This window comes from Variovorax sp. Soil_C_26, assembly GCF_057657075.1.
Genome location: NZ_JBDGJC010000004.1, coordinates 17,220 through 30,630, shown reverse-complemented (window position 1 = coordinate 30,630; position 13,411 = coordinate 17,220). Strand labels below are relative to the sequence as shown.

General features: G+C 67.4%; 11 protein-coding genes and 1 pseudogene. 9 read left to right on the top strand and 3 right to left on the bottom strand.

Annotated features, from left to right (window positions below; translation table 11 throughout):
* Positions 1-18 precede the first annotated feature (18 nt).
* The 3 genes from AC3A6G_RS12930 to AC3A6G_RS12920 are packed head-to-tail and all read left to right on the top strand — an operon-like array spanning position 19 to position 2,784.
* Positions 19-1,056, top strand: a complete 1,038-nt coding sequence (locus AC3A6G_RS12930; protein ID WP_487873799.1) for a Rieske 2Fe-2S domain-containing protein — start codon at positions 19-21, stop codon at positions 1,054-1,056.
* A 39-nt stretch (positions 1,057-1,095) separates the two neighbouring features.
* Positions 1,096-2,076 carry a Bug family tripartite tricarboxylate transporter substrate binding protein gene (locus tag AC3A6G_RS12925; RefSeq protein WP_487864710.1) on the top strand — a complete coding sequence of 327 codons (981 nt, stop codon included), beginning with the start codon at positions 1,096-1,098 and terminating at the stop codon, positions 2,074-2,076.
* 21 nt (positions 2,077-2,097) lie between these two features.
* Positions 2,098-2,784 (top strand): class I SAM-dependent methyltransferase, encoded by a 687-nt coding sequence (locus AC3A6G_RS12920; protein WP_487873798.1) that lies wholly within the window; start codon positions 2,098-2,100, stop codon positions 2,782-2,784.
* 18 nt (positions 2,785-2,802) lie between these two features.
* Here the strand turns inward: AC3A6G_RS12920 and AC3A6G_RS12915 are convergent, their stop codons facing one another.
* Positions 2,803-3,420 carry an FMN-dependent NADH-azoreductase gene (locus tag AC3A6G_RS12915; RefSeq protein ID WP_487873797.1) on the bottom strand — a complete coding sequence of 206 codons (618 nt, stop codon included), beginning with the start codon at positions 3,418-3,420 and terminating at the stop codon, positions 2,803-2,805.
* Positions 3,421-3,540: 120 nt separating this feature from the next.
* On the opposite strand from AC3A6G_RS12915, the gene AC3A6G_RS12910 reads away from it, so the two are divergent.
* Positions 3,541-4,437 (top strand): LysR family transcriptional regulator, encoded by an 897-nt coding sequence (locus tag AC3A6G_RS12910; protein WP_487873796.1) that lies wholly within the window; start codon positions 3,541-3,543, stop codon positions 4,435-4,437.
* A gap of 56 nt (positions 4,438-4,493) precedes the next feature.
* Here AC3A6G_RS12910 and AC3A6G_RS12905 read toward each other — a convergent pair whose 3' ends face one another.
* Positions 4,494-4,688 (bottom strand): hypothetical protein, encoded by a 195-nt coding sequence (locus AC3A6G_RS12905; protein WP_487873795.1) that lies wholly within the window; start codon positions 4,686-4,688, stop codon positions 4,494-4,496.
* Positions 4,689-5,199: 511 nt separating this feature from the next.
* On the opposite strand from AC3A6G_RS12905, the gene AC3A6G_RS12900 reads away from it, so the two are divergent.
* From AC3A6G_RS12900 to pgaD, 5 genes and pseudogenes are all read left to right on the top strand, one after another.
* On the top strand, positions 5,200-6,504 hold the full coding sequence (locus tag AC3A6G_RS12900; RefSeq protein ID WP_487873794.1) for a PgaA family protein: 1,305 nt from the start codon (positions 5,200-5,202) through the stop codon (positions 6,502-6,504).
* Positions 6,501-7,712 carry a tetratricopeptide repeat protein gene (locus tag AC3A6G_RS12895; protein WP_487873793.1) on the top strand — a complete coding sequence of 404 codons (1,212 nt, stop codon included), beginning with the start codon at positions 6,501-6,503 and terminating at the stop codon, positions 7,710-7,712. The genes AC3A6G_RS12900 and AC3A6G_RS12895 overlap by 4 nt, the downstream gene beginning before the upstream one ends.
* Positions 7,712-9,766: a poly-beta-1,6-N-acetyl-D-glucosamine N-deacetylase PgaB gene (pgaB, locus tag AC3A6G_RS12890; protein WP_487873792.1), complete on the top strand. Its 2,055-nt coding sequence runs from the start codon at positions 7,712-7,714 to the stop codon at positions 9,764-9,766. The genes AC3A6G_RS12895 and pgaB overlap by 1 nt, the downstream gene beginning before the upstream one ends.
* A pseudogene (gene pgaC / locus AC3A6G_RS12885) lies at positions 9,763-11,056 on the top strand (poly-beta-1,6-N-acetyl-D-glucosamine synthase). The gene pgaB and the pseudogene pgaC overlap by 4 nt, the downstream one beginning before the upstream one ends.
* Positions 11,046-11,630, top strand: a complete 585-nt coding sequence (pgaD, locus tag AC3A6G_RS12880) for a poly-beta-1,6-N-acetyl-D-glucosamine biosynthesis protein PgaD (protein ID WP_487860525.1) — start codon at positions 11,046-11,048, stop codon at positions 11,628-11,630. Before pgaC ends, pgaD begins: the two are co-directional and overlap by 11 nt.
* 18 nt (positions 11,631-11,648) lie before the next feature.
* Here pgaD and AC3A6G_RS12875 read toward each other — a convergent pair whose 3' ends face one another.
* A complete protein-coding gene (locus AC3A6G_RS12875) occupies positions 11,649-13,295 on the bottom strand; it encodes a phosphoethanolamine transferase (RefSeq protein WP_487873791.1) in 1,647 nt (548 codons plus the stop codon).
* Between the last annotated feature and the right edge of the window lie 116 nt (positions 13,296-13,411).

Below are 13,411 nucleotides of genomic sequence, written 5' to 3'. Positions count from 1 at the left end.
GACATCACGGAGACAGGCATGTGGATTCGAAACTGCTGGTACGTCATTGCATGGGAGCACGAGGTTCCCGCCGAAGGTCTGTTCACGCGGCGCGTGCTCGATGAGCCGATCCTCGTCTACCGCACTGCCGATGGCGGCCTGGTCGCGATGCAGGACCGTTGCTGCCACCGCCATGCGCCGCTGTCGCGCGGACGCCGCGAAGGCGACTGCGTGCGCTGCGGCTACCACGGGCTCAAGTTCGACGCGGCCGGCATCTGTGTGGAAGCGCCCGGCCTCGCGGGCATTCCCGCCAAGACGCGCGTGCGGACCTATCCGGTGGTGTCGCACAACCAATGGATCTTCGTCTGGATGGGCGACCCGGCGCTGGCCGACCGCGCACTGCTGCCCGACAACTTCTCCTGCGACCATCCCGACTGGTCGTACAAGCCCGGCTACGTGCACTACGACACGCCCTACCTCCTGGTCTGCGACAACCTGCTCGACTTCTCGCACCTGAGCTATGTGCACGAGGCCACGCTGGGCGGGTCGACCGCGATCGCGCAGGCGGTTCCGAAGATCGAGCCGATCCCGCGCGGCATTCGCGTCACGCGGCATGTTCCGGACGTGCCGCCCTCGCCATTCTGGAGATCGTTCCAGGCCTTCGACCGCAACGTCGACCGCTACTTCATCTACGACTTCGTGCTGCCTGGCACCTTGCTGATGCACTCGGGCGGGGCGCCCGTGGGCCAGGCCGAGGGCGACCTGCGCGGCGGCGTGCAGTTGCACAGCTGCCAGACGCTGACGCCAGAGACCGAGACCACCACGCACTACTTCTTCCAGCAGTCGCACCGCAGCAGCATCGGCGACCCGGCCGTGACGGAAGCGATCTACCGCGGGCTGGTCACCGCCTTCGAGGAAGACCGCGAGACGATCACGGCACAGCATCGCAACATCGACCCCGACGTTCCGATGCTGCTGCTCGGCATGGACCAGGCCCTGGTCCGCTATCGCCGCCTGCTGCAGCAGGAGGTCGAGCGGGAGCGCAGCGCGCCGTCGCCGGCGCGCGCAACGGCCTGAATTCGACCGCCTGAAACACACAAGAAAAGGAGACCCCCGATGCGCCGCACCTTCCTGGCCCTGAGCCTGTCGACCGTCCTCTCGGCATTGCCTGTCGCCGGCTTCGCCCAAGCCACCTTCCCGACCAAGCCGATACGCATCGTCGTCACCGCGCAGGCCGGCGGCGCCAACGACTTCGTGGCGCGGCTGATCGGCGAGCGTGTCGCCAAGTCGCTCGGCCAGGCGGTGGTGGTCGACAACAAGGCGGGCGCCAACGGTGCCGTGGGCTTGGGCGAGGTGGCCCGGGCTGCGCCCGATGGCTACACGATCGCCGTCACGCTGGGCGACTCGCTTATCAACAACGTCGCGCTCTACAAGAGCCTGCCCTACGACCCGCAGCGCGACTTCGTCTTTCTCACGCAGGTGGTGCGCAGCCCCGCCATCCTGTCCGCCAACCTGGCGCTCGGCGTGAAGAACATGGACGACTTCAAGAAGCTCGCCGCCAGGCCCGGCCAGCAGCTGAGCTACGGTACATGGGGACCGGGCGGGCTCGGTCACCTGGCGGGCGAGGCGCTCAATCGCAAGCTCGATGCGAACATGGTCCATGTGCCGCAGCGCGGTGAAGCGCCGGTGATGGCCGACCTGCTGAGCAACACCGTGAGCGTCGGCCTCACCTCGGCCGGCCTCGCGCGCCAGCATGTGCAGGCCGGCAAGATCGTGCCGCTCGCGATCATGGGGCGCGAGCGCTCCGCGGTGCTGGCGCAGGTGCCGACGATGCGCGAGCTCGGCTTCGACGACCCCTTGTTCGAAGCCGCGGTCTGGATTGCCTTCGTTGCGCCTGCGAAGACGCCGCAGCCCGTCGTCGAGCGCCTGACCGCCGCTCTGCGCGCCGCGGCCGCGATGCCGGATGTGCAGGCGAAGATGGCCGAGCGCGGCCTCGAGATGCTCAACACGACGCCAGAGGAGTTCAGCCAAAGCTACAAGCGGGACTTCGAGGTGATCGTCAAGCGGATGCGTGAGTTCGGGATCGAGGCGCAGTAGGGCAGGGCCTAGACTGTCCGGATGTCTCAGACCCAAGCCCCTTTCGGCGACGCAAGCGCTGTTGCCAACTACGCCGAGAAGACCGCCCGCCTGGTGCCGGGCGTGCACGACCTCCACAAGATGGCGGCAGTGCTGCTCGCCGAGCGCGCACCGGTGGACGCTCACGTGCTCGTCGTCGGCGCGGGTGGTGGCCTGGAGTTGAAGGCGTTCGCCGAGGCCGCTGCGCAATGGCACATCGTCGGCGTCGATCCCGCACAGCCGATGCTCGACCTGGCGCAGCAGACCCTCGGCCCGCTGATGGCGCGTGTCGCGCTCCACCATGGCTATACCGACACCGCGCCGGAGGGGCCGTTCGATGCCGCGGCCTGCCTGCTGACGATGCACTTCCTGAGCCTCGAGGAACGCCGCGCGACCTTGCTGGAGATCCGCCGCCGCATGCGCCCGGGCGCGCCGCTGGTGATCGCGCACCTGAGTTTTCCGCAGTCGCCGGAAGCGCAGAAGTCGCTGTGGCTCTCGCGCTATGCGGCCTTTGCAGCGGCCTCGGGTGTCGCGCCCGAGAACGCGCGCCATGCGGCCACGGCAATCGGCGAGCGCCTGCCGCTCCTCGCGCCGGCGCAGGAAGAAGAACTGCTGAGCGAAGCCGGCTTCACGGACGTGCAGTTGTTCTATGCGGGGCTGGCGTTTCGGGGGTGGGTGGCGTTTGCCTGAAGGCTCGCGAACAGGACACTAACCCCTGGCAGCCTGCGCGATCTCCGGCTGCAGCTTCGCCAGGAACCCGTCCATGGTCTGCGCGCGCAAATCCACCGCCTTGGCACCGCCGCCGGCCACGACCGTCACATCGCTGATGCCGATGACATTCAGGATCAGCCGCAGATACTGCGTCGCGATATCGCGGTCGCGGATCGGCGAGCCCTCGGCGTAGACGCCGCCGGAGGCGAGCAGCACCGTGGCCTTCATGCCCTTGACGAGACCCTGGCCGTCGAAGCCGAGCGTCAGTCCCTTGCGCACGATGTGATCGACCCATGCCTTCAGTGCGGCCGGCACGTTGTAGTTGTAGACGGGGGTTGCCACGACGATGTGGTCGGCAGCGAGCAATTCGTCGACCAGGCTGTCGGACAGCCGCAGCACGCGCTTCATCTCGGGCGAGTGCTGCTGCGGCGGCGTGAAATAGGCCTCCAGCCAGGGGGCGGTGACGAACGACAGGTCCGTTTCTGCGAGATCGCGCACGATCACTTCTCCATCGGGATGCGCGGCGCGCCAATCCTGGACAAAGCGCCGGGTCATCTGGCGCGAGATGGAGTGCTCGCCGCGGGGGCTGGTCTCAACGACAAGAAGCTGGGTCATCAATGGTTCCTGAGAATGCCAGCCGAAGAAATTAGGCTGTTTGGAGTGATTGGACCGTGCGCTACTCATCAGCGGAAGAGATAAAAATATGATGATTTCCATCTGAATATATGATTGATCATGATCGGAACCCTGACCCTTGACCAGCTGCGTGTTCTCGTCGCGATCGCGGATGCCGGCAGTTTCTCTGCCGCCGGCCGCACGCTCAGGCGGGCGCAATCGGCGATCAGCCAGGCCATCGCCGTGCTGGAAACAGTGCAGGGCGTTGCACTGTTCGACCGGGGCGGCCACCGACCCCAATTGACCGAGGCCGGGCGCGTGCTGGTCGACCAGGCGCGGCTGGTGTTGGCGAGCGCTGCGCGCTTCGAGGCCGTCGCGGCGAGCACACGCGGCGGGGTGGAGCCGGAACTCGCGCTCGCGATCGATCCGTTGGTGCCGACGGCGCCCTTGATCGAAAGCTTGCGCGCGCTCAGCGATACCTTTCCCGATCTGCCGGTGAGCTTCTCGACCGAAGGACTCGGCGGCTCGCTGCGGCGGCTGCGCAGCGGTTCGGCAGCGTTGGCCATCTGCATGCCCTTGCCCGCGGTGCCCGAGGACATCGTTGCCCATCCGCTGCTGCGCATCGGCATGCGTGCCGTCGTGGCACCGACGCATCCATTGGCTTCGCTGAAACGGGCAGCGACGCCGAGCGACCTTGAGCCCCATGTGCAACTGGTGCTCTCCGATCCGGTGGACCCGTCCGGGCCCAGCTACGGACTATCGAGCGCCAGGTTGTGGCGCTTCGTTGACCTGGGGCGTCGCCTTGATTTCCTTCTTGCCGGATTCGGATGGTGCCGGATGCCCGAGCATCTGGTCTCCGACTCGATCCAGGCAGGGCAATTGAAGGTGCTCAAGGTCCAGGACGACCCGACACCGCGCGAGGGGCTGATGATCTATGCGGCCCACCAGCGCAACCGCGCACCCGGGCCGGCCGGCCGCTGGTTGCTCGACGACCTCCAGCGGCGTCTGAAGACCTGATTCAACCCGGCAGGGCCTGCTTCTCGCCTCGCCCGCGAGCCGAGCGCGCCAGCAAGCTACGAATAGTGGATTTCATGCGGGTGAAATGGAAGGCCTCGCTCCATGCCCACCAGCTTCACTCTGACGCAGTCTCCGCTCATGCCGGTGATGACGCCACTCACGCCCGCTACTTTGACCAATCCGCCGCGGCGTGCCGGGACGGAAAACTTCTGTCGAATGCGGGCGAGCGTGTCGTTCTTCTTAACGGCCATGTGTGTTCAGGTGAGCGAGAAAAAAAACCCAGCGAGCAGCTGGGTGTAAAACCCGGTGCGGTGGTGCACCCAGGTCCCGCAGAGGAAGCGGAGAGAACTTAAGTTATGTGCGCCTCGCGACTTCGAGCGTCGGACAAGGCCCGGTTTCGATCGCTGCATCGGCTGACACGCCAATTCAAGCCCTTCGAGGGCTTTCTTGCGCTCAACCGCCGAGATAACCCGCTTTCTGCGCACCAGGTCACGCTCTGGCCACATCTTTGCCACGTTGCGGTAGTTCGTTAACAAATCCTCATAGAGTGAGTTTTTTCTAACTTTCCGGCACACGAGTTGGTGCCTGAACGTTCGCTTCTGCCCTGGCGACTCGCTGCGCAGCGGTGTCACCCAAGGGAGCAGAGTGCGATTCCACAAGATTGATGGAGGCAGGGTCGTGGCCGCGCGCAATTCAGCGCAGCCCGACGCCTTGCCTCCGTACCTCGCACAGAAGGTGCGTGTCCTACCCCCCATCGTTTGCATGCTGGCTCTCGGCGCTTCGGCGGCGCTGACCAATCCGGAGGGCATCGACCCGCCGGCCGCCGCAGAGCAAAGCGTGGCGTCATACGACGCCCGCCAACACGACGCGCTGATCGACACGCAACGCGTTGGCCGCATCTCGGCCGCACAGGCATTGGCGCAGCTGAAGACGTGGCTCGCCATGCCGCTCAGCGATGCCCAGCGTCAACGCGCGGTGTCCGACGCGGTCGTGATCGCGGTCGACGACCGCCAGTTCGCCGAAGCGGTGGCCCTGGGCCGCGAGCGGTCGCCCGCCAGATTGCACGACTATGCGCTGGGTCCATTGGCGGGTGCTGCACGCCGCATGCAAGACCTTGCGCTGCAAGGCGAAACCGTCGCGGTCTGGCGGGCACGCCTGCCCGCAGCGCGGGCGCCGCGGATCCACGAGGGGTTCTGGCGGCTCGACAGCGGTGACACCGCCGGTGCCCGAGGCATCCATCGTGCGCTTGGGGAACCCGCGCCCACGGAAGACGCGCAGCGCGTGGCATGGCTCGAACTCCATGCGGCCATCGCACGTGCCGAGGGCCATCCGCTGCAAGCGCTCGCGGCGTACGCCGAAATCGCCGCGCTGCAGCCCGCAAGACGCGACGCGCAACGCGAAGTCGTATTCCTGATGGCCTCGAACGGCGCGGCATCGGCCGCTTTCGACGACGCCGAGGCGGCAGAACGGGCGCACCCCGGGACTTTCTCTGCGCTGGCGTTGTCCACGCTGCAACACCAGGCACTCGCCCAGCAATTGCGCTGGGCCGTGCGCGAACGCGACGACCTCTTGGGCGCTGCCCGGGTGGTTGCGCTCGACAAGGTGCTGGCGCAACAGCAGGGCGCACTGGCTCGGATCGATGCATCGGCGCCGCGCGCCGAGCCTGCGGACACCGAGGCATGGCGCACGCTACGTTTGCGCCTGGCGTGCGATCGCCTGCTGGCGCTTGTCGAACGCGGACGCCCGTCCGACGCCATTGCGCAGTACGAGATGCTGCGTGAGAGCGGCGCCGGTCTCCCGCCGTACGCGCTCGGCGCGGCGGCGCGCGCCTTCGCGGAAGAACGCCGCTCGGCCGAGGCCGTGCCGTTGTTCGAAGCGGCAGTTGCCGCGGGCGACGCGAACCTGCCAGTGCCCGATCCGCTCTACCTGGGGCTCGCCTATGCCTACCTCGACACCGGTCGCTTTGAAGAAGCCGACGCACTGCTGACGCGGATCGAAGCCGCCACGCCGGCGCTGATGCGGCTCGCGCGGAAGCCGGCCGGCCCAATGACCAGTACACCGACATGAACGGCATGCGCGGCATGCTGCTGCTCTACGGTGACCGGAACGCGCCCGCGCAGCGGCGCTTCGCCTTGTTGACCGGCGAAGCGCCGCTCAATGCCGAATTCGCCGCCGGTGCCGGTCTCGCCGAACGGTTGCGCGACCATCCCGAAGCGGCGCTCGCGCGCTTCGAGGCGCTTGCCGCCGACCATCCTCATGACATCGGCGCGCGCGCCGGCCATGTCGAGGCGCTGCTCGACGCGGGCGAGTTCGCCGAAGCGCGTCGCCGCGCCGCATCGCTCGAGTCGGACGCGCCGGACACGGCGCAAGTGCGCGCGCTGGGCCGCACGCGACGTGCGTTCACCGGTCCTCGGCTCGAGGTCGACGCCGAAGGTTCGACGGGCGGTGGTGCGATCGCAGACCGTGAATGGCGCGTCGACAGCCGGCTCAGTTCGGGCCTGATCGACGACGAGTGGCGCATCTTCTACGACCAGTCGCTCGGGCGCGGAGACACCTCGATCGGCAATGCCCGCTGGGCGCGCAGCGGCATCGGCCTGAACTGGCAGCGCGGCCGCTGGCTGGCGGAGGGCGCCATACAGCGCTCGAATGCGGGGCCGTACCGGTCCAGCATTGCCGGGCGCCTCGACTACCGCGCGGGAGACGCTTGGCGGCTCTCGGGCACCTTCGATGGCGACAGCAAGGAACTGCCATGGAAGGCGCGCGTCGCCGGCATCGGCGCACGCGAAACCGGTGCGGCCCTGAGCCATGTCGTCGACGAGGCGCGCCGCTTCGATCTGCAATGGCGGCGTCTCGACTTCAGTGACGGCAACCTGCGCAATGGCCTCGACTTCACCTGGCACGAACGCTGGGTCAGCACGCCGCGCTTCCAGCTCGAAACGCGGCTCGGTGCCGGCGCCAGCCGCAGCCAGCAGCAGGAGGTGCCGTACTTCAGCCCGTCGAGCGACGCCAGCGCGCAACTGACGGTGCGTGCGCAATGGCTCAACTGGAAAAGCGACGACCGGCAGTTCTTTCAGGCCATCGAGGCCACCGGTGGCCGCTACCACCAGGCCGGCTTCGGCGCCGGCCCGCTCTGGGCCCTGCGCTACGAACACAAATGGGCCCTGGGCCCGAAGTTGACTCTGCGATACGGGCTGGGTATTTCCAGCCATCCCTACGACGGAGTGCGCGAACGACAGCGCAGCGTCTTCATGAATCTTTCGATGCCCCTGCCGTGATGCGAACCCACCTCTTTCCCTTCCTGCGCGCCGCCGCTGCCTGGCTGCTGCTGGGCCTTGCGCTCCCGGGCCAGGCGCAGCCGCTGCCGCCGGCCGACGCCGACGATGGCGTGAGCTTTCGCGTGCTTTCCTTTCACGACGTGCGGGGCGACGTGCGAGCGAGCTTCGAAGACTCACCCGACGAAACCGCCATCGACGAGCGCACGCTCGCCGATGTGTTTGCCTGGCTTCAGCACAACGACTACCACCCGATCAGCCTGCAGCAGGTGATCGATGCGCGCGCCGGCGGCAACCCGCTGCCTTCCAGACCCGTGCTGCTGACCTTCGACGATGGCTACCGCAGCGCCTATACCAAGGTCTTCCCGCTGCTGCAGCGCTTCAAGTATCCGGCGCTGCTGGCGTTGGTGACGGGCTGGCTCGAGGCACCGGAGAACGGCAACGTCGCCTACGGCGACAGACCCGTGCCCCGCGGCAACTTCCTCCGCTGGAGCGAAGCCGCCGAAATGGCGCGCTCCGGCCTGGTCGAACTGGCGAGTCACAGCGACGCGCTGCACACCGGCGTGCAGGCCAATCCCCAAGGCAACATGCTGCCGTCGGCTGCGACCCACCGCTACGATCCGGCCTCCGCCGGCTATGAGGACGACGCGACCTACATGCAGCGCATCGAGTCGGACCTGCGCCGCAGCCGGCAGATCATCGAGGCGCGCACCGGCGCCAAGGTCCGCGCGATCGTGTGGCCCTATGGCGCCTACAACGCCGTGGCACTGAAGGCCGCCGAACGCGCAGGCATGCCGGTCGGCTTCACGCTCGACGACGGGCCGAACGCTCCATCGGTGCCGCTGTCTCGCATTCGCCGCGCGCTGGTGGCCTACGACAACGAAGGGCCGGACTACGCCCGGCTGCTGCGCAGCCCTGTCGGCGGCGAACTGCGGCCGATCAACCGGGTCATGCATGTGGACCTGGACTATGTCTACGATCCCGACCCGGCGCAGCAGGAACGCAACCTCTCGGCATTGATCGACCGCGTGGCCGCGGTACGGCCGCGCGCGGTGTTCCTGCAGGCCTATGCCGATCCCGACGGCGACGGCGTGGCCGATGCGCTCTACTTTCCGAACCGCCAGCTTCCGACAAGGGCCGACCTCTTCGGCCGCGCGGCCTGGCAGTTGCGTAGCCGCACCGGCGTGAAGGTCTACGCGTGGATGCCGGTCATGGCGTTTCGGCTGCCGGCATCCAACCCGCTGGCGACGCACACGGTGCGCACCACGGACGGCGGCACACCGGTCGACCGCTACCACCGGCTGTCGCCCTTCGATCCGGCGGTGCGCTCGCTCGTGGGCGACATCTACGAAGACCTGGGGCGCCATGCCTTCTTCGAGGGCCTGCTGTTCCATGACGATGCCACGCTCTCGGACGACGAGGACGCAAGCCCCTCCGCGCTCGCTGCCTACGGCCACTGGGGCCTGCCGGCCGACGTGGCCGCCATCCGGGCCGATCCAGCGTTGATGGCGCGCTGGACGGACGCCAAGACGCGCTACCTGACGGAATTCACGCAAGAGCTCGCCGCGCGCACGGGTGCCTGGCGGCCGGGCCTCGAAACCGCGCGCAACCTTTACGCGCGGCCGGTGCTCGACACGGCCGCGGAGCAGTGGTTCGCACAGAGCTACGAGGCTTCGCTCGCCGCCTACGACTACGTGGCATTGATGGCCATGCCCCGCATGGAGCGCGAGGACGATGCGAACGCCTGGCTTTCGCGCCTGGCGCGCCGGGTGGCGTCCACGCCGGGCGGCCTGGACGGCACCGTGTTCGAACTGCAGGCACGTGACTGGCGCACCGGCAAGCCGGTGACCGACGAAGAACTCGCGCGCCAATGGGCGCTGCTGCATCGCATGGGCGTGAGGCACCTGGGCTACTACCCGGACGACTTCCTCAACAACCAGCCTTCGCTGGAGGTCGTGCGCCGCGCGATCTCGGTGCGCACCCTGCTGCCGCGCGCCCTGCCGATTCAAGCCACGACACCCGCAGCCAGCACTGCGCCAGAGAGCCGCTCGCCATGAACACCTTTCACGACCTTTCGCAGATGCTGCCATCGCTGCTGTTCGGCTTCGTCTTCTACTACCCGTTCTTCATGGCGTACGTGTGGATGGCGGGTGGGCTGTCGCACGCCTGGTTCTTCGAGCGCCGACGGGACGTCGACATCGATCCCCTGGAGACGCTTGCATCGCAGCCCCTGGTCACCGTGGTGGTGCCGTGTTTCAACGAGGCACCGCACCTGCGCGAGGTGATCGAGCAGCTGATGCGTACGCGCTATCCGAACTTCGAGGTGATCGCGGTCAACGACGGCAGCACCGACGGCACGGGCGACCTGCTCGACGCCATGACGGCGGAGTACAGCCGGCTGCGGGTGATTCACAACACAAGCAACCAGGGCAAGGCTGTGGGTCTGAACACCGCCTGCCAGCTCTCGCGCGGCGAATACATTCTCGGCATCGATGGCGATGCGCTGGTGGACGTCAACGCCATCGCATGGATGCTCAAGCCGATGCTCGACTCCGAGCGCATCGGCGCCGTGACCGGCAATCCGCGCATCCGCACCCGCACCTCGCTGCTCGGACGCATGCAGGTCGGCGAGTTCTCCTCGATCATCGGCCTCATCAAGCGCTCGCAGCAGCTGGTGGGCACCTTGTTCACCGTCTCGGGCGTGATCGCGATGTTCCGCCGCCGCGCGGTGATCGACGTGGGCTTCTGGAGTCCCGACGTGATGACCGAAGACATCGACATGAGCTGGAAGCTCCAGCTCGGCGGCTGGCAGCTGCGCTTCGAGCCGCGCGCACTGTGCTGGATCCTCATGCCCGAGACGCTGCGTGGACTCTGGAACCAGCGCGAGCGCTGGGCCCTCGGGGGCATACAGACCATGCTGCGCTACACCACCCGCATCCTGCGGCCTCGTCACTGGCGCATGTGGCTGATCTACGCCGAGTACATGGTCAGCGTGGTGTGGGCCTATGCCATGGCGCTCGTTCTGATCATCGGCGTTCTGCGCCCCTTGCTGCCCGCCGGATCGGCGTGGCATTCGGCGCTGTTGCCGCACTGGCAAGGCACCTTGCTCGCGATGACCTGCATCCTGCAGATGCTGCTGAGCCTGTGGATCGACCGTCGTTACGACCGAGACCTGATGCGCTATTTCGTCGGGACCATCTTTCGTCGGGACCATCTGGTACCCGATCGCTTTCTGGACCATCACCATGGCGGCCACGGTGGTCGCCTTACCTAAGGCCCTGTTGCGCCGTCGCGGCAAGCGCGCGGTGTGGACGAGCCCTGACCGAGGAGTTTCCAATGCACCCTGAATCCAATCTACACATCCAAGCCACCACCACCACCGCCGGTACCGACGCCACGCCGCCGGTGCGGCGCCGTTCCTGGGGTCAGCCCGCGGGAGAAGAACCGATCATCGACGCCGCACGCATTCCGCTGCGCGCCTTCGGTGACGGCCGCTCGCCCCTGCGGACCCTCGCCATGTACCTGTGGCTGCGCGTGCTGCGACCCGCAGTGAACGTTGCCATCTGGTTCTGTGCTGTCTGGTACGCATGGCCTTACGTGCTCGGCGCACGCTCGCAACCCGAAGTGCTGCATCTGCTGGGACTGTATGCCCTCGTCATCGGCGCGATCCTCGCGTCGATGCTGGCCATTGCGCCGCTGCGGCGGATGCAGCGCCGGCGCGCAGCACCTGCCGACGAGGCGCATTCGTCACTGTTTGCCTTGGCGTCGTACATCTCCGTGCCACCTGCGCGCCTGTCGGCCTGGCAGCGCGCGCGGCAATTGCTGGTGCAGCATGATCTGCACGGCCATCTGCACGATGCGCAAGACACGACGCCGGGCCTGCTGGAGCCCGCGCTGCGCCCGGCACCCACGGCGCGCTAGTTCGGTGGCTTCGTCCGTTCAACGGACGAACGACTCGACCCTCACCGGCAGCTCCGGCGCAACCCACCCGTAGTCTGCCCCCAGGGCATTGCGATTGCTGCTGCCGCCATGCCATCGAAGGTGCAGCAAGTCGGCCAATGTCCAGCCCATCCAGTCGGCCCGGAAGGGCCGTTCGCCGATGGCCGGGTGGGGCGACCACTCGGGGCTGTTGCGCCAGATGACCGCAGGTATTCGGTAGCCCGATGCCGTCGAAGGGCTGTGGCCGGCATGGTCACTGCCGTGGCCGACTTCCTGCCCGTGGTCCGACAGGTACATCCATGCCCGATACTCGTTCGGGCGGCCGATCCGGCGCGTGAGCTGCAGGGTCTCGGACACCACGAAGTCGTGATAGAGCATGGCCGAGTCGTACTCCTGCCGGAACTTTCGCACCCAGGCCGATCGACCGCGCTTCTCGAGCCCTTCTTCCACATCGTCGATCCGGTCGTCGAAAGGGTTCTGGCCCGCGGGAAAGCGAAGGCTGTAGTGCGGGTGCGCCCCCATCAGATGGACCACGATGAGCTTGCGCTCGGTCGGGTCTTCGAGCGCTTCCTGCACGCAGTCGAGCAGTTCTCCGTCGAGCGAAGCGCCGGCCCGTCCCGGCACGCGGTTGACGATGTCGACGATGTCGGCCAGCTTCGCGTGCTGCTGTTCGATCGCCACGTCGTCGTGATTGCTCATCCACCAGACCTTGTAGCCGGCGGCGCGCGCGAGCGCCAGCACGTGCTGCGGCTGCTCGCTCTGCGGCAAGCCGAAATTGAACATGTTGCGCAGCGAGGGCAGGGTGCTCGCATCGACCGACCAGGCATTGCGCATGACGACCATCTTGTCTTGCAGCTGCCCCTTGTGGGCCTGCATCCTCGGCGTGGTGGCGCGCTGGTAGCCGTAGAGCGACATGTTGTCGCGATTGATGCTGTCGGTGATGACGAGCACCACGGTCGAGGGCCCTTCCTTGTCGATCACCGGCGCGACCGACCGCGCACGTGCGTGCGCGGCTTCGCGCTCCTCGTGCTGGTCGGCCCAGCCGGCGCGGAGCTTGTGTACCGCGTCGTGCCAATTGGCCCAGAACAAGACCGGATGGAGCCGGCGCCACGGCTTGCTGAGGTGCGCAATGCTCCCCACGACGAGCACCAGCGCAACGACCGCGGCAACGCCGCGGGGCCAGCGATCTGCCTGTCGCATGCCATGGCCGGCCGACCGCGCGACGATCAGCGCGGCCACGACGACCGCGCCCGACCAGATCAACATGGCGCGCCAATGCGTGGCGAGGTATTCGTAGGTCTCGCGGCTGTTGGTGTTGGCCGCTGCAGCCTGCACGAAAGAGCTGTCGGGCGCGGCCTGGTAGGTGTCGAGCAGGTAGGCGCGGAGCACCCCGTCGAACGTGAAAGCCATGGCCCAGAGCCAGATGGCCACGGTGCGGAACCGATGCAGCACCGGGCTGCGTATCGGCCAGAGCATCCACGCCAGGGCCGGCGCGGCGAGCGCGACGAGCTGGGCGATGCGCCGCCCGTCATGGCCCAGCACGATCATCGCGAGCAGCACGGCCGCGATCGCCGCGCAGGCGAACCAGACACCCCGATAGGCTGCGCGAGCGGGTTCGCGGAGACGGTCGGCTTCGGGGTGGTTCATGCGCGGTGGATTCTGGCAGAGCGAACCGGCCCGGAAGGTCGGCACCGTCAACACGCCGTAACAAGATGTCTGTCCAATGTGTGCATCTCCCTTGCCGTCCCGCCAGCAGGACGGAC